Below are 16,101 nucleotides of genomic sequence, written 5' to 3' on the forward strand. Positions count from 1 at the left end.
AACACATAAAGAACACATGTCTTTGATATACTGGTGTCCTAGAATGACCGAAAGAGGGAAGTCGATTGAAGAAAAGAGTTCTTCTTGTCGAGGATGAAATACGTATTCGTGAAGTGATTGCGGATTATTTTAAACAAAATAATTGGGAAGTCTATGAAGCAGGCAATGGAAAAGATGCACTTATCTGGTTTGATTCGGTGCAGCCTGACCTGATTATACTCGATATTATGATGCCGGAACTGGATGGTTGGGAGGTGTGCCGCCAGGTGCGCAGCCGTTCAGGTGTGCCGATCATTTTGTTGACAGCCAAATCCGGTGATGATGATAAAATATTAGGCTTTGAACTAGGAGCCGATGATTACGTGACCAAACCTTTCAGCCCCAAGGTGCTGATCGCCCGCGCCAACGCGCTGATGAAACGGGTGGAAGGACATGTGCAGCCAGAGTCGCATATCTTGCGGTTCGGTAGTGCCATTCTCAACACGATGGCTCATCGGCTTGAGGTGGATCAGGCGGAAGTCGAGCTGACGCCGAAGGAGTATGAGCTGCTGCGGCTGCTTATACATAATAAAGGCATCGTTATTTCACGGGATGCGATACTGAACCGAGTATGGGGCATCGACTTTGAAGGAGATACACGAGTTGTCGATACGCATATCAAAAAGCTGAGAAGCAAGCTGGGACGTGAATCACGCCATATCCGCACGGTTTTTGGTACAGGCTACAGGTTTGAGGAGGAAGAATGAACAAACGGGGAGTTACCTTTAAGTTGTTCATTATGACGGTTGTGTTTTTCCTGTGTTTTTACGGTATGGTGATTTTAAGTCAATTGTTGTTTTTTGAAAATTTTTATCAGAAACAGAAGATTGGGCGTGTGGAAAGTCGTTTGCAAAGCTTCGGTCAAAGTTATGTCCAGGAGGCTTGGGGATCGGGCAGGGTTTCGCGTGAGGCAGCTCGTTTTATGCTTCAGAATAAAAACCAGTTGGCGATTGTAACGCTGGACGGCAAAGTAAAGCTGGATGATGCGTTTCATATCAATGTAAGAAAAGCAGATGGTAAAATCGTTAAAATATCGCTGTCTCTGTTTATGAGTGAGTATGGAGATGAGCTGAGAGCTGCCCGGATTCAGCCTGGCGATACGGTAACGGTTGAAGGTGAGGGATTGGGAACGGAAGGCATATCCTCCGCCAATTTAATTTATCCAACCGGCATACAGAAGCTTGGCTTCAAAAGTATAGGATCAACTTTGGAAGAGGCAAGCACAGGTGGCAGTGTAAGGTTTTCCGGTACGGTGACAGAGATTGTACTGCCGGATCTGAAAACATGGAGTCAGCGACAAGGTTTACTGTTTAGTGCGCTGGAGGAATGGTTCCCTTTATCACAGTCGCATCTGGAGAAGCTTAAGAATTTCGAAGTGTTGGAGGAAGATTGGACGGAACCTTGGACAGGGGTACGCAATGCAGTTATAGTCCATCCTGTTCGTCAGAGCACAGGCGAGATCGACCTCCTGTTCACTGTGACATCGTTGCAGGAAATCAGTGAGACGAATGAGGCTTTGCGCTGGTTTTATCTGTACTTAGGGATCGGAGGATTTGCACTCATTCTAATTTTGTCTCTGTTCTATTCTCGGATGGTGACCCGTCCGCTCATTGCTTTGAATAATACCGCCAAGCGGATGGCTAAGCTCGATTTTACAGCCCATACACCAATCCGGCAGAATGATGAACTGGGCAGCTTGTCCTACAGCATGTATACCCTGTCCCAGAACCTGGACACCGCTTTGCGCGAGCTTCAGGAGGCCAATCAGCAATTAGTGGAGGATATGGAACAGAAGCAGAGGATGGAGGCTGTGCAACAAGACTTTTTTGCCAACGCTTCTCATGAACTGAAAACTCCGCTGAGTATCATTAAAGGCTTCGCAGAAGGATTACAAGATGGGGTTAGCGCCGGGAAGCAGGATCATTATATGAAAGTCATTGTAGAGGAAGCGGACAAAATGGAGCGATTGGTCAAAGATATGCTGGACCTCGCCAAATTGGAATCGGGTACTCTCAAGCTTCGCAAGATGACCTTTATCTTGAGTGAGCTGGTGGAGGAGGTCGTGGACAAGCTATTCCATTTGTTGAAGGAGAAAAAGCTGGAAGTAGTCATTATCCCCGCCAATGAGATGCCGATCCATGCCGATGTAGGATGGATGGAACAGGTGATTATCAATTTTGTTGTCAATGCCATACGACATGCTGAGGAAGGAAGCTCAATCACGATTCGTATCGAAGGTGATGGGGAAATCAGTTCCTTTTCCATTGAAAATAAAGGTGAGACCATTCCTGATGATCAACTGGAGCAGATATGGGATCGCTTTTACCGGGCTGAGCTGTCCCGAAGCCGCCAGACAGGTGGGACAGGGCTCGGGCTGTCGATCGTCAAACGAATTTTGGATTTGCACGAATTCCACTTTAAGGTGGAGAATACCAAGGACGGCGTCCGTTTTGTTGTTATATTCGGAGGCTAAGCTATGGCAAAGGAGTTAAGAGTATGAAATGGAATTGGTTGCCCTCACTATGCACGATTGCAAACCTGGGGGCAGGGGTCTTATCCCTGTATTTCACGATTCATGAGCAATACATGACCGCCTTTATTCTCGTGGTGGTGGCTGCTTTGTGGGATGTATTAGACGGTTTACTGGCAAGGCTGCTGCATTGTTCCAGTGATTTTGGCAAACAGCTCGATTCGCTGGCGGATGTGGTCTCATTTGGGGTTGCCCCTGCTTTCTTGATCTTGTTATACAAGCTGGGAGATACCCATTGGGTAGGACCACTTGTGGCTGTTTTGTTTGTCATATGTGGTGCGGTAAGATTGGCAAGATTCAACCTAATGGCTTTTAGTAAAGGCTTTGTGGGTATGCCGATTACGGCGGCGGGAGTGATTTTGTCCTTTATGTTTTTATGGAGTGAGCATTTGAAGCCGGGGTTGTTGCTTGCGTTAATGGTAGTGCTGTCGTTCCTGATGGTTAGCCGTATTCCCTTCCCGTCCTTCAAAAAATAATCGGTCAGGAGGTGGCGCTCCTATGGAATGGGCCATCAGCATGATTACACAATACGGATATATCGCTATTTTTGCTCTTCTTGCTCTTGGGATTATTGGCCTACCGGTTCCAGATGAAATTATTATGGTGTTTGTCGGCTATTTATCTTCTATTATGGTACTGAATTATTCGGTGTCTATCTTAGTCAGCTTCATCGGTGCAATGACAGGGATGATGATCAGCTACACGCTAGGCAAAAAGCTGGGCCAGCCCTTGGTGGATAAGCACGGCAAGTGGGTTGGATTGACACCGAAGCGATTTGCAAGAGTTAAGGGGTGGTTTGCGCGCTTTGGGTTGTGGACCATTTTGTTTGGTTATTTTATCCCAGGAGTCAGACATGCAACAAGCTATTTGTCAGGGCTTAGTGCGATGCCTGTCCGAAAATATATGCTGGTGGCAAGCGCAGGTTCTCTGATATGGACGCTTATTTTTATCTCCATTGGTTATATTGCAGGGGCGAATATAAACTTTCATTAAGGTGACCCCAAAAGTAATGTAGCATTTTTCACGTATACCACCGATAATATAAATAAAGATGATATTGTACAACCAGTGAGGGGATCTGTATTGAATGCATTAATGAAGTATATTGAGAAGTTACCTGGTTTTCTGCAAATGATCTTAAATATCTCGCTATTTCTGGTCGGGCTGATTTTAAGCTTCTTACTTCTAAAAGAAACATGGTCCATTTTTTCTTATGTTTTTTTGTACACAGAGGCCGACAAAAATTACTATGAATTCACGGAAGAGCTGCTTGTATTTTTCTTGTATTTTGAATTCATAGCATTAATAGTTAAGTACTTTAAAACCAATTTTCATTTTCCATTACGTTATTTCATCTATATTGGGATTACGGCCGTCATCAGGCTCATTATTGTGGACCATGATGATGCTAAAAATACATTCTGGTGGTCCATTGCTATTCTAGTCATGGTAGGTTCTCTATTGATCGCTAACAGTAAATTGTTAAAAAGAGAAAGTTAATGCCGGGAAAGATTGCAAAGGGTGACAGTCAAGTGGGAGAGAGGGAATAAAGACGAATGGTAAGAAACTGGATGAATCATGCGGGCGTCAGGCGGATAGCCGTCCTTGCGATAATCGTTTTGCTGTTGTTTATGTTAAGAAGCATGATGAATATTATGTTGTTAACACTGCTGCTTACGATCTTGATTGGCAGTATATATAACGGAGTGAATAAGCTGGTCAAGCGGTTTGTCAATGTACCGTCAATGGTCGTACTGCTACTGGTGTATGGTCTGCTGATCCTGATTATGGTGTGGGGCGTTTACCGAATGGTGCCGCTAATCATTGTACAGGTCAAGCAGGTGTATCTCATGATTCAGCAAGCGTATATGTATCCTGATCGTAATCAATGGAACGAAACGATTATCGAATTTATGGACACACTGAATGTTCAGCGGCTATTTGAGCCTGGCCTGAGTGCAGTAATGAAGGTCAGTCAATTGGGAACACAGCTTCTGGTGTCAATTATTTTGAGCTTGTTCTTCCTGATGGAAAAATCCTATATTACACGCTTTACAGCTACGTTTGTAGATAGCAAGCTGGGCTGGTTTTTCAAGGAAGTGGGTCATTTTGGCCGTATGTTTCTGGGTACGTTCGGGAAGGTATTGGAGGCTCAACTGCTGATTTCACTTATTAACTGTATATTGACCACGATTGCGCTCTGGATTATGGGCTTCCCTAATCTGCTCGGTCTTGCGCTCATCATTTTCGTACTGGGATTGGTTCCGGTGGCAGGTGTGTTTATCTCACTGGCACCGCTCGGCCTGATCGCTTTCAGTGTCGGTGGCATTCAATATGTAATTTATCTGGTTATATTGATCGTGGTGATTCATGCGATTGAGGCCTATTTCTTAAATCCGAAGCTGATGTCATCCAAAACGAATTTACCGATTTTCTTTACCTTTGTCGTACTTATTTTCTCTGAGCATCTGATTGGAATTTGGGGCTTGATTGTAGGTATTCCGTTGTTTGTTTTCTTCCTTGATCTGATTGGGATAAAACGCAAGCAAGAGAAGGATACTTGATTCAGCAATACAGATTCCGCCCTAGTATAGTGACTATTGATATATCACAAATGCCTGCGAAACCGCAGGCATTTTTTTATTGCCCTTTTGTTCACAGGAAAAATCGCTGACGCTCATCCACTTTTTAATTCTCTTGTTAGCTATAGTACACTGAATATGCAAGATCAGATCAAGTTCGGAGAAATGAGATGATACGGTTGGAACAGAAAATTAAGGTATTGGCTATATCGGGTAGCCTTCGTCAAAAGTCCTCCAATACAGCACTTATGAAGGCTACTATGGGGCTGGCTTCTGAAAATATGATGTTCACAGTCTATGATGGGTTGGAAGATCTCCCGCATTTTAACCCTGACTTGGATGTAGATGAGGGGCCAGCTTCCGTAAGAGGGCTACGGGAACAATTGAAACAAGTGGATGGAGTGCTGATCTGTACACCGGAATATGGAAATGGGGTACCGGGTGCTTTGAAAAATGCCTTGGATTGGCTTGTATCTTCAGGTGAATTTGTAAATAAACCAACAGCGGTCATTAGCGCGTCACCGTCTCCTATGGGCGGCCATCTGGCGCATGCCTCGCTGCTGCTCACATTGCAAATGATCAACGCAGAGATTGTGGAGAATGGAAAGGTCATTATTCCGCATATCACATTAAAGCTGAACTCAGAAGGCATCATTACAAACGCTGAAACTAGACAGGAAATGGAGGCATTACTTCAAGGGCTTGAGCAAGCATGCAGAGGACAGGTATAGGAAAATCCAAAGCAGATCCTTCATCATAGAAGGATCTGCTTATTTGAATGGCCACCTACTACATATTCAACGGCAGGAATTCACCAGTTATCTAATATTAGTTGTGTCCAGCAAACGCTCATAGACCTTTAATCGGGCATACACCGTTTCAAGTATCGGATATGACATATTACGATTAGCCAATGCCAGAAGTGTTCCGCTCATGCTGGCAACAAATATATACTTTTGCCAAATTTCACGCTGAATGTCATGGCTGTGTGTAACCGTGAAACCTGCTAGCACTTTTTCAGCTGTAAGAAAAAATCATTTCGGCCACGACCTTTTTGATACCCGCAGCATTACGGGTAAACGTACCTAAAAGCGATACTCATATCGCTACTTCGGAAGCATAAGCTCTAATAAGACGCCGTCAGACGTTTCTTCTTATTGCAGACCCAAGCATTAATGCGGCGCGAGAGCAAGATAATAGCGCATATCCTTATTCTCACAAGTTATCTTAAGATAAAAAGAACTGGTATCTAATTATAGGGAGATGAGGGAACGGAAATGATTAATGTAACGAAACTACTTACCGGTATGAAGGGAGAAGGCGATGACCTTCGTTATACCATTAAGCCGGGCCACAAACCTCATGGCGTTTCTGCGGGCAGAGGGCCTGTCGTCGTATGGAATTCGACACGGGCTTGCAACTTAACCTGTAAACATTGTTATGCGAATGCCTGTCCTGCCCATGATCCCGATGAAATGTCGACGGAGGAAGCTAAGGTATTTATTGATAATCTGGCCGCCTTCCAGGTGCCGGTACTGCTTTTTTCCGGTGGAGAGCCTCTGATCCGCAAAGATATTTATGAGCTGATTTCTTATGCGTCAAGCAAAGGGCTTCGGCCGGTAGTATCGACCAATGGCACATTGATTACCATGGACAGAGCGAAGATGCTAAAAGAAGCAGGGGTTAAATATGTCGGTGTAAGCCTGGATGGGCTGGAAGAGCGCCATGATGAATTTCGCGGGCGAAAAGGAGCCTTTAAGCAGGCGCTTCAGGGTATCCGAAACTGCTTGGTCATCGGCCAGAAGGTAGGGGTCCGGTTCACGATCAGCAGACATACATATGAAGACTTGGATGGTGTCCTTGATTTGATCGAGCGGGAAAATATTCCTCGGGCCTGCTTCTACCATCTCGTCTATTCCGGCCGCGGGAGCGCCCTGCAGCAAGAGGATGTTACCCATGAACAATCCCGGCATGCTCTTGACCGGATTATGGCTAAAACGGTGGACCTGCATGGCAAAGGCAAACCGGTGGAATTGCTCACCGTTGATAACCATGCGGATGGCGTTTACTTATACCAGCGGATGATGGAGCGCGACCCGGAGCGCGCAGCTGAACTGCTTGGCTTGCTTCAGAGAAACGGCGGCAACCGTTCCGGAATAGCCATCGGCTGCGTGGATTGGCACGGCAACGTCTATCCCGATCAGTTCACGAGAGATATCGAAATCGGTAATATCCGCAAGCAGAAATTCAGCGAGATTTGGCGTGATGCCGCTCATCCGCTAATGGTCGGCCTGCGCGACCGTAAACCGCTGCTAAAGGGACGCTGCAGAGAATGCAATTGGCTGGATATCTGTAACGGGAATTTCCGGGCCCGGGCTTCGGTAAGCGGTGATTTCTGGGCGGAGGACCCATCCTGTTATTTAAATGGCCGTGAAATTGGAATCGTATAACACTGGAAAGGAAGGCTGAATACGCATGCTCGTTTCCTGGAATGTGACCAAGAAATGCAATTTATACTGCGAACACTGCTATCGCGACTCGGGGCCGACATCGTCTGTAGAAGACCAGCTAACCACGGAGGAAGGCATCCGGCTCATTGATCAGATCAAGCAGGCTGGATTCAAGCTTCTCATATTCAGCGGCGGCGAGCCCTTGATCCGTGAAGATCTCTGCGAATTGATCGAGTATGCCTCGTCTATCGGCCTTCGTCCCGCACTTGGCAGCAACGGCACGCTTCTGACCGCCGCCAAAGCTGCGGAGCTGAAAAAAGCAGGGCTGGGGGGCATTGCGATCAGCATAGACAGCGCCACGCCTGAGTATCACAACCGGTTCAGGAATGCGCCAGAAGGCTGGCAGCAAGCATTGGAGGGCATTCGTTATGCCCGGGAAGCCGGGCTGAGAGTGCAGATTAACATGACGCTGACCGAGGGAAATATGGATGACTTCGTGCAGGTTGCCCAGCTTGCCGAGGAGCTTCATGTGTCCTCTCTGCACCCATTCTTTCTCGTCCCGACCGGACGGGCCGTCCATATCGAAGAAGACGGGCTGAAGCGGGAACGGTATTACTCGGTTCTGCGCAGTGTTCTGTCCAAACAGAAGTCAACATCCCTTGAAATCAAACCGACATGCGCTCCCCAGTTCATGCCGCTTGCCAAGAGCATGGGGCTGGAAATGCGGTACACGCGCGGTTGTCTGGCCGGGGTCTCCTATTGTTCTGTGCTGCCGAATGGCGAGGTGCATATTTGTCCGTACCTGCCGGTCAAGGTGGGGAATGTTCGCGAGCAGCCTTTTGATGAAATATGGCGGGATAATCCGGTGTTTCGGGATTTAAGGGACTTCAAGAAATATGAAGGAGAATGCGGCTCCTGCCCCGATGTGGGCATTTGTGGCGGCTGCCGGGCGAGATCGTACTATTACAGCGGCGGCAATTTCATGGCCGAAGAGCCGTGGTGTTACAAAAGATCGGCGGCGCTGTAAGCTGGGGAGGTGGGAATAGTGGACCTGGATTCGAACGACCGGAAGCTGCTGAATCGGCTGCAAATCGGGCTTCCTCTGGTCAGACGCCCTTGGAATGCCATTGCGGAGGAACTGGAATTACGCCAGGAAGATGTGCTTCAAAGGCTTGAAAGGCTGAAGAAAGAGGGATTCATCCGGCGGATCGGCGGGGTGTTTAATCCGGCGGGACTGGGATTTAGAGGCTGTTTGTATGCGATGGCAGTCAGGGAGGAGCTTTTTTACCAGACCGCTGCTGTCATCAACAGGTATAGAGGCGTAACCCATAACTACCGCCGGCGCAGCAGGCTCAATATGTGGTTCACGCTGACTTCCCGGACCGAGGAAGAACGGGGGGCTATTCTTGAAACGATCCGTGAAGCGGCGGGAGGGCCGCTGCTATATGAGTTTCCCTCCGAGCAATTATTCAAACTAAAGGTCTTTCTGAATATGGAAGAAACGGCTGATGCATCAGCCATTACACCCAGCCCGAACTTGAATGGAGTCGCAACCTCCAAACAGGAACCATGCAAAATAGAAATAACGGATGTGCAGCTGATCCGCGAACTGCAGGGAGATCTTCCGTTGTCAACTGAACCGTATACCGAGATTGCCAATAAGACAGGTTGCAGCTTGGAAGAGGTGTTTCTGCGCTTGCAGGCACTGCAGGCAGGAGGAGCACTCAAACGAATCGGAGCCGTTCTAAAGCATAGGGAAGCGGGATTTTCAGCAAATGGCCTGTTCATCTGCGTACTTCCTGAGGAGCATATACCTGAGGCAGGAAAAAGGCTGGCCGATTATTCGGAAGTCAGCCACTGCTACAAGCGCCGGACGCACCCCGATTGGCCGTATAATTTATACGCCATGATTCATGGACCCGATGAAGCGTCTGTTCGGAAAGTTGCGGAGCAATTTGTTCGGCGGGAAGACATCAAGGATTACGATATTCTGTTCAGCACGGAAGAATTGAAGAAAACGAGCTTTTCGATCTAAAGCGCTTCTTATATTCACACGGATGCCGTCTCTTCAAGGACAGCGTCCGTTTTTCGTGTTGACAGGTTAACGCTCTTTGACTATATTGAGTTTATTCGTAATGCTTACAATTTTACATAGATCGGAAGTACCGAGCGTGCAGTCTGAAAGCATCGGCAAAGGCCCCGCTAATCTTAATGAACTGACCCCTAGATCCTGTGCAATTTGTGGCAGTAATCCAGCAGGCAGGCTTTCTGTAAGAATGCAGATGAATCCCGCCATGGCTAAAGCCAGCAACCCGACCCACGGGAGACGTTTGGAAGACGACACATTTGCACCGCCTTTTCTTATAAGAGCAGTGTTTGAGTTCACGAAAAAAATCTCCTTTATTTATTTTTTGCCGCTTAAAAAAGCTTTCGCTTCCGTATAAGCTTATATAAATAAAACACTTTTTTACATGGATGATTAAAGGGGGATGAAGTGAATTAAGAGGAAAATAGGCGCTACCTTATTGCGCCTAACAGTAGTCATTATTATTTTTCGCGAACCAGTTATCCTGTCCCATATAGAGCCAATCCGAACAGTGTGTGCGACGGTATCCGTAGTGGTTCACCTTTAGCACAGTTCCCCTAAATGTAGCACGGACTTAGTGTATATGTAGCGTATGAAGGTGATATAATAGGGCGCAAATAGGTAGGTTCGTAGAACAAATAACTCGGAACAGAGGAGAGAAGGCTGGTGTTTGAGCAAATTGTAGCATATGGTTTGAGCCAAAAAGAGGCCGTTAAGGATTACCCGTTTGGTGCTGATCCCCTGGTACTCAAAGTAGGGGGCAAGATGTTTGCTCTCCTGACTGAAAAGGATGGTATTAGCCATGTATCCTTGAAATGTGATCCAGTCATTGCGGTAAATTTGCGTGAACAAAACAAGGCGATTAAGCCAGGCTATCATTTAAATAAAAAGCATTGGAATACGATTGAGGTTGATGCTACCTTCCCACTGGAGGATTTGTACAGCATGATCGACCATTCGTATGAGCTGGTCTTCAAGAGCTTAACCAAAGCGCAACGTGAAGCGATTACGATGAGAATACGGGCAACGGATCTGTAAAGGGCTGAGTGAAGCCCTTTTTTTGTATCCAAAAATACTTATAGTTTTACTTGACAGAAATCACAAATAGATATATTCTTAATTTAAAGATAATTTATTTGAAAATAATATCAAGGAGTGGAACTTAACATGAGCGAACTGGTGAATATTATTCAAGAGAGAAGATCAGCTTCTAAATTTATTCCTGATGTTACTATAGATGCAAAAGAACTAGAAGAAATATTTCAGTTGGTGAAGTTTGCTCCATCGGCTTTTAATTTACAGCATGCGCGTTATATCGTAGTGCAGGATGCGGATACCAAACAAAGACTGCATGATGAGGCAAGTAAGCAGTATAAAATATTAACGGCTTCGGCGACCATTGTAGTGTTGGGGGATACAGAAGCTTATACCAAGGTAGCTGACCTCAACGAAGGATTCCTGAACTTAGGTGTCCTGAGCAAGCAGGAATATGATAGTACAGTGGAATCGGTAACTCAGTTTTATCGCGAACGGGGGCCTGTCTTCCAGAGAGAAGAAGCGATCCGTAATGCCAGCCTGTCGGCTATGCAATTTATGCTGATTGCCAAGGACAAAGGCTGGGATACTTGCCCGATGATCGGTTTTGATCCGGCGAAGGTGCAGGAAGTATTGAATATTCCAGAGCAATTTGTACCCGTGATGATGATTACCTTGGGTAAAGAGGACGAATCGGGTCAGCGGGCACGGGGATACCGCAAGCCGGTTGGACAATTTGTCAGCTACAATGGATTTTGAAATTTGTAAATCATTTGTGTAAATAAATCAACATGTTAATGAAGGAGTGATAAAGATGTCATTGAAAACCGCTGGAATTCACCATATCACGTCCTTTGCAGGCGACCCGCAGGGCAACGTTGATTTTTACGCAGGCGTACTTGGTCTGCGATTGATTAAAAAGACGATCAACTTTGATGCTCCAGAAGTATACCATTTGTACTTTGGTAATGAAGAGGGCAGCCCGGGAACAATCATTACTTTTTTTCCAGCTCCGGGTACACGCAAGGGTAAGATTGGAGGCGGACAGGTTGGGATTACGACGTATGTCGTGCCATCCGGTGCTTTGGAATACTGGGAAAACCGTCTGCACAGCTTGAAGGTATCTTTCACGAAGGCTAATCGTTTTGGCGAGTCATTCATCCAGTTCCGAGACAACGAGGGCTTACATCTGGAGTTGGTGGAGCGGGAAGGTGGCCCGTTGAACACGTGGACAGCCGGGGGTGTGCCTACGGATAAAGCGATCAAGGGCTTTGGCGGGGCGGTACTGTACAGTGCGGATTCCAAACATACGCAAGGGGTGTTGGAGAACGTCCTGGGGATGACTCTCATCGGAGAAGACGCAAATGCAGGCTACATCCGCTATCAGACGACAGGTGATCTGGGCAACCTGATCGATATTCCGGTCAAAGATGTCCCGTGGGGGAATGGCGGTGCCGGTACGGTTCACCATATTGCCTGGCGCGCGCAGGATGATACGGAGCATCAAGCGTGGAACGAATGGGTTCACCAGCAGGGTTTTGGGACTAGTGGCATTGTAGATCGCCAATACTTCAATGCCGTATACTTCCGCGAGCAAGGCGGTATTCTATTCGAGATCGCAACCGATCCGCCCGGATTTACGGTGGATGAGGAATTGAATGAGTTGGGGCACAAGCTGATGCTGCCTGAATGGTATGAGCCTCAGCGCACCCAGATTGAGTCTAACCTGGTTCCCATTGAACCTAGAGTATTAAAACAGGATTAATCTGCTCGATCCAAACAATCATATTAAAAGCAAAAAGGTCCAATACGGGAAGATTTCTACCGTGATTGGACCTTTTTGTGCATGTGGAATTAGCTAGATCATGAGCAGTTCGCGAATCTCCAGCTCGGTCAGTGCCGAAAGGGTTTCTTGCCCCGGCTGAATGACCTGGTCGATCATGTTTTTCTTTTTTTGTTGCAGTTCATACATTTTATCCTCTACCGTACCTTGGGCGACGAGACGAATAACCTGCACGACTTTTTTCTGGCCCATTCGGTGTGCGCGGTTGGTAGCCTGCTCCTCTACAGCGGGATTCCACCATAGATCATACAGTATGACTGTATCTGCGCCGGTGAGGTTCAGGCCAGTACCTCCTGCCTTTAGGGAAATCAGGAACAGCTCGCGTTCTCCTTCGTTGAAGCGACTGCACAGTTCGACTCGTTCCATAGCGGGAGTCTGCCCATCCAGGTAAAAGTAGGGCACTCCTTCTCGAGCAAGCTCGCGTCCGATCATTTGAAGCATCGTGGTGAACTGTGAAAAAATGAGCATCCGTTTCCCGGAGCTGAGACATTCCGTAATGATCTCCAACAGCTGTTCAAATTTGGCGGAGCTTCCCGTATATCCTTCGATGAACAAGCCAGGATGACAGCAGAGCTGACGAAGCCGGGTTAGACCTGCGAGAATTTTGATCCGATTTTTCTGAAATCCTTCCTCGTTGAGATGCTTTAACGTTTCATGCTGGAGCTTGGCCAGATAGGCCGTATACAGCTTTTTCTGATCTGGCAGAAGCCGGGATACCTGCACGGATTCGATTTTTTCCGGCAGCTCCTTGAGGACATCACTCTTGAGACGGCGCAGCAAAAAAGGACGAACCCGCTTGGCAATCACATTTCGAGGCAGGTTGTGAAACGCTCTTTTCCCGCCGGGAAATAACGCAGGAAATACAACGTCAAAGATGGACCACAGCTCTTCCAACGTATTTTCTACTGGCGTTCCTGTCAGGGCAAAACGGTAACGAGCTTTTACATCCTTAACAGCCTGTGCCGTCTGGGTGGCATGATTTTTGAAAGCCTGTGCCTCGTCCAGAATGAGCGTATGAAACGATGGCTTGCTGTACACATCTGCATCGCGTCGTAGCAGCGGGTAGGACGTAATGACGACGTCATAACTGGCGGCATCCCGTATGATCCGGCCGCGTTCTTCCGGGCTGCCATCTGCGATAGTAACGCGGATATGTGGAGCAAACTTCTCCAGCTCATTCCGCCAGTTGTACACCAGTGATGCAGGGGACACGATCATGGCTGGAAGCTGCTGGTTGCGGATTTCCGGCAATACTGAGACAAGGAAGGCGATACTTTGCAGCGTTTTACCCAGCCCCATATCATCTGCCAAAATGCCCCCAAAACGGTAATGCGCCAATGTCTTAAGCCATTGAAAGCCGTAAACCTGATAATCTCTTAAGATTGGGGCAAGCATGTCTGGAACTGGAAAGTCGAGATGGTCTGGGTTGCGTATATTTTCCAGTAGCTGGCGAAAGGTTTTACCCAAAGTCAGGTTTTTCCCATGATCGTGAGGATCAATTAAGTACAGTCCTTGCGTGACGGGAACACGAATTTGGGCTGCATCCAGATCACTTTTGCGGATACCTGTTTCATTCATGAACCGAATCAATTCCTTGTATTCCTCTGTTTCCAGCGGCAGCAAGGCACCATTCGGCAGACGGTGATATTTCTGTTTTTCCTCTAACGATTTGAGCAGTTTGCGAATTTCCGGTTCCGGTATGCCCTCCATATCAAATTTAAATTCAAGCCAATCTGTACGTTCATCCCACTCCGCGCGTATCCTTGGGGTAGGCAGAGTATTGTTTATTTTTGCTTTGACTGCACCTGTAGCATAGACGTCCAGCAGCTTTTCCAGTTGCGGAACCGTATGGTACAAAAAATCATACTCTGCATCTTCATCTTCCATAAAATATCCGCTGTCTGTTCTGGCAAAGGAGCTATGCTCCATCAGCTCCAAAATCCGTTGCTCCTGTTCTCCATCACGTATCAGAATTCGGTCGTTACCAGGCGTTCGTGCATCTGTTTCCAGCGGGTTGATGATGATATCCCCATATTGGAACTCCAGCCCTGCCAGCAGCTTGTCTCTTACTCGGTCCAGATACAGCTTGGCCTTCAATGGCTGCTGTGTGACCCGATCTGAGACGGAACGTGTTATATGAACACGTCCGAGCTTCATTAACCCGGGTACAACCTTGTCCATAAAAGATTCCATCTGCTCTGGCGCGATCTGAACTTTTCGCCTGTGATGTACTTCTACCATCCGTTTTAGCTCGGACAAACGCCGTAAGGGGTCGGCTTTCTGTTTGACAAGCTTGCCATCGGCAATGACGACACCATAGTCTTCCATGATGGTCAAGTCATCCAATCCTTGTATGCTTAGCTGGTAGCCTTCGGTTTCGGCCTCAGCCTCATCAAATTCAAATTGCAGCGGAAGCATCAGGTCGGACTGGGGAATACCCTCGTTCATGTTTCCGTGAATTTCAAAGTAGACGCCCTGTGCTGCTGTCAGCAAGGGGAGCAGCTTTTCCCAAGCCGCAGGCGGGATGAGGAGCATTCGCTCGCCGCTCATATGACTACTGGAAGATGAATACGTGCCTGAGGTTTCCCGAATCATACGCTCATGGTGGCACACCTGGGATAATTGCTGGAGAATAGCGTCATGTTCAGGTCGGAAGCGGTACAGCTCAGGCTCGTATGAGAAGCTTTTCGTGAACATGTAGCTATCCCCACGGTCGATACTCTGCAGAAACGGACGGATTTTCTGGACGATATATAATCGTTTGGGACCGGCCTTCATTTCCACACCAAACATATATTTTTGGTAACCGTAGGCAAAAGGTCGGATCACGAACTGAAAATCCAAGACCGCGCGAGTATCCAGTAGGGTTGGTGTGCTGCGAAGCGGTCGCTTGCGGCCAAATAGCTTTAACATGCTGTCGGTCAGCTGGAGATCGCCTTGTGTGATGTCAGAGGATCGTGCTGTTCTAGCAGTGTGATCATATGAAGCATCTGTAGATGTGTACATCCCGTCTGAATCCATGCTTCCTGCTGTATCTGGGGCAGTACCGGGATGAAGTCTGGAGGCATAGGAGCGCACAGACAGACTCTTTCCACGGCGTATATCATGGGCGTTAAGGAGAACAGCTGCGATATGTTTACAATATCGACCGGTGTTCTGAAATGTGCTACAGGTGCATTCTGCTCGGATACTTCCATTGGATCGGATCATCGCCGCAACAGCATAAAAGCTGCTTCCTTTGACCGTAGCTTCGTATACCCCTTCATCATGATCTATTTGTGTAAAGGCCACTCTTTTGGCCCGGTAATAGGCATCCCCGTCGTCATAAGCGGCTTGACTGCATAGTTGTCTGATGGCTCGTCGGGTAAGTTCAAAACTCATGGTTCGTAATCCTTTCCTGGGTTATTCCGTTTTCTTACATGATAACAGAACAGACAGGAGGATGGACATGTGGGGAATGTAATTGAAAAATATGGATGATATTATACGAGAAATAAAACTTATCAGCTAAGAACGGAAGGTTTCCACACCGATTT

The 16,101-nt window shown here is 47.2% G+C and carries 15 protein-coding genes and 1 pseudogene; 13 read left to right on the plus strand and 3 right to left on the minus strand.

Features of this window, described 5'->3' with window-relative positions:
- Positions 1–65 precede the first annotated feature (65 nt).
- The 7 genes from MHH57_RS03175 to MHH57_RS03205 all read left to right on the plus strand — a co-directional run bounded on the left by MHH57_RS03175 (position 66) and on the right by MHH57_RS03205 (position 5,882).
- The gene (locus MHH57_RS03175; RefSeq protein WP_061831262.1) at positions 66–746 is read left to right on the plus strand and encodes a response regulator transcription factor; all 681 of its coding nucleotides are present in this window, start codon (positions 66–68) and stop codon (positions 744–746) included.
- Entirely contained in the window at positions 743–2,512 is a 1,770-nt protein-coding gene (locus MHH57_RS03180; RefSeq protein ID WP_340954120.1) for a HAMP domain-containing sensor histidine kinase, read from the plus strand. The genes MHH57_RS03175 and MHH57_RS03180 overlap by 4 nt, the downstream gene beginning before the upstream one ends.
- Before the next feature lie 23 nt (positions 2,513–2,535).
- The gene (gene pssA, locus MHH57_RS03185; protein WP_029515866.1) at positions 2,536–3,045 is read left to right on the plus strand and encodes a CDP-diacylglycerol--serine O-phosphatidyltransferase; all 510 of its coding nucleotides are present in this window, start codon (positions 2,536–2,538) and stop codon (positions 3,043–3,045) included.
- A gap of 22 nt (positions 3,046–3,067) precedes the next feature.
- The gene (locus MHH57_RS03190) at positions 3,068–3,562 is read left to right on the plus strand and encodes a DedA family protein (protein ID WP_029515865.1); all 495 of its coding nucleotides are present in this window, start codon (positions 3,068–3,070) and stop codon (positions 3,560–3,562) included.
- A gap of 90 nt (positions 3,563–3,652) precedes the next feature.
- Positions 3,653–4,069, plus strand: a complete 417-nt coding sequence (gene psiE, locus MHH57_RS03195; RefSeq protein ID WP_029515864.1) for a phosphate-starvation-inducible protein PsiE — start codon at positions 3,653–3,655, stop codon at positions 4,067–4,069.
- Between the two features lie 56 nt (positions 4,070–4,125).
- Entirely contained in the window at positions 4,126–5,133 is a 1,008-nt protein-coding gene (locus MHH57_RS03200; protein ID WP_029515863.1) for an AI-2E family transporter, read from the plus strand.
- Positions 5,134–5,321: 188 nt separating this feature from the next.
- Positions 5,322–5,882 (plus strand): NADPH-dependent FMN reductase, encoded by a 561-nt coding sequence (locus MHH57_RS03205; protein ID WP_029515862.1) that lies wholly within the window; start codon positions 5,322–5,324, stop codon positions 5,880–5,882.
- 87 nt (positions 5,883–5,969) lie between these two features.
- On the opposite strand, the gene MHH57_RS03210 is transcribed toward MHH57_RS03205, so the two are convergent.
- The gene (locus tag MHH57_RS03210; protein WP_230585007.1) at positions 5,970–6,164 is read right to left on the minus strand and encodes a hypothetical protein; all 195 of its coding nucleotides are present in this window, start codon (positions 6,162–6,164) and stop codon (positions 5,970–5,972) included.
- A gap of 264 nt (positions 6,165–6,428) precedes the next feature.
- Between MHH57_RS03210 and MHH57_RS03215 the strand changes: the two genes are divergently transcribed.
- The 3 genes from MHH57_RS03215 to MHH57_RS03225 are packed head-to-tail and all read left to right on the plus strand — an operon-like array spanning position 6,429 to position 9,636.
- Complete coding sequence (locus tag MHH57_RS03215; RefSeq protein ID WP_342434820.1) at positions 6,429–7,601, plus strand: radical SAM protein; 1,173 nt, start codon at positions 6,429–6,431, stop codon at positions 7,599–7,601.
- A gap of 25 nt (positions 7,602–7,626) precedes the next feature.
- Complete coding sequence (locus tag MHH57_RS03220; RefSeq protein WP_165148288.1) at positions 7,627–8,628, plus strand: radical SAM protein; 1,002 nt, start codon at positions 7,627–7,629, stop codon at positions 8,626–8,628.
- Between the two features lie 18 nt (positions 8,629–8,646).
- Positions 8,647–9,636, plus strand: coding sequence for an AsnC family transcriptional regulator (locus MHH57_RS03225; protein ID WP_340954134.1), 990 nt, complete (start codon positions 8,647–8,649; stop codon positions 9,634–9,636).
- Positions 9,637–9,816: 180 nt separating this feature from the next.
- Here MHH57_RS03225 and MHH57_RS03230 read toward each other — a convergent pair.
- Positions 9,817–9,987 (minus strand): annotated as a pseudogene (locus tag MHH57_RS03230) (MFS transporter); the annotation flags it as partial.
- 366 nt (positions 9,988–10,353) lie between these two features.
- On the opposite strand from MHH57_RS03230, the gene MHH57_RS03235 reads away from it, so the two are divergent.
- The 3 genes from MHH57_RS03235 to MHH57_RS03245 all read left to right on the plus strand — a co-directional run bounded on the left by MHH57_RS03235 (position 10,354) and on the right by MHH57_RS03245 (position 12,487).
- Positions 10,354–10,725 (plus strand): MmcQ/YjbR family DNA-binding protein, encoded by a 372-nt coding sequence (locus MHH57_RS03235; RefSeq protein WP_029515857.1) that lies wholly within the window; start codon positions 10,354–10,356, stop codon positions 10,723–10,725.
- A 129-nt stretch (positions 10,726–10,854) separates the two neighbouring features.
- Entirely contained in the window at positions 10,855–11,481 is a 627-nt protein-coding gene (locus MHH57_RS03240; RefSeq protein ID WP_029515856.1) for a nitroreductase family protein, read from the plus strand.
- Positions 11,482–11,536: 55 nt separating this feature from the next.
- Positions 11,537–12,487, plus strand: coding sequence for a ring-cleaving dioxygenase (locus MHH57_RS03245; protein ID WP_318627595.1), 951 nt, complete (start codon positions 11,537–11,539; stop codon positions 12,485–12,487).
- Positions 12,488–12,580: 93 nt separating this feature from the next.
- Here the strand turns inward: MHH57_RS03245 and MHH57_RS03250 are convergent, their stop codons facing one another.
- Complete coding sequence (locus tag MHH57_RS03250) at positions 12,581–15,946, minus strand: SNF2 helicase associated domain-containing protein (RefSeq protein ID WP_342434821.1); 3,366 nt, start codon at positions 15,944–15,946, stop codon at positions 12,581–12,583.
- Between the last annotated feature and the right edge of the window lie 155 nt (positions 15,947–16,101).

It is taken from the genome of Paenibacillus sp. FSL H7-0442 (assembly GCF_038593105.1).
Classification (GTDB): Bacteria; Bacillota; Bacilli; order Paenibacillales; family Paenibacillaceae; genus Paenibacillus; species Paenibacillus polymyxa_D.

Bases quoted from the DNA above. Each gene is read 5' to 3' on its own strand.
- MHH57_RS03200 (WP_029515863.1), top strand. From the start codon at position 4,126: ATGGTAAGAAACTGGATGAATCATGCGGGCGTCAGGCGGATAGCCGTC.
- MHH57_RS03205 (WP_029515862.1), top strand. From the start codon at position 5,322: ATGATACGGTTGGAACAGAAAATTAAGGTATTGGCTATATCGGGTAGC.
- MHH57_RS03215 (WP_342434820.1), top strand. From the start codon at position 6,429: ATGATTAATGTAACGAAACTACTTACCGGTATGAAGGGAGAAGGCGAT.
- MHH57_RS03220 (WP_165148288.1), top strand. From the start codon at position 7,627: ATGCTCGTTTCCTGGAATGTGACCAAGAAATGCAATTTATACTGCGAA.
- MHH57_RS03245 (WP_318627595.1), top strand. From the start codon at position 11,537: ATGTCATTGAAAACCGCTGGAATTCACCATATCACGTCCTTTGCAGGC.
- MHH57_RS03190 (WP_029515865.1), top strand. From the start codon at position 3,068: ATGGAATGGGCCATCAGCATGATTACACAATACGGATATATCGCTATT.
- pssA (WP_029515866.1), top strand. From the start codon at position 2,536: ATGAAATGGAATTGGTTGCCCTCACTATGCACGATTGCAAACCTGGGG.
- MHH57_RS03250 (WP_342434821.1), bottom strand. From the start codon at position 15,946: ATGAGTTTTGAACTTACCCGACGAGCCATCAGACAACTATGCAGTCAA.
- MHH57_RS03180 (WP_340954120.1), top strand. From the start codon at position 743: ATGAACAAACGGGGAGTTACCTTTAAGTTGTTCATTATGACGGTTGTG.
- MHH57_RS03240 (WP_029515856.1), top strand. From the start codon at position 10,855: ATGAGCGAACTGGTGAATATTATTCAAGAGAGAAGATCAGCTTCTAAA.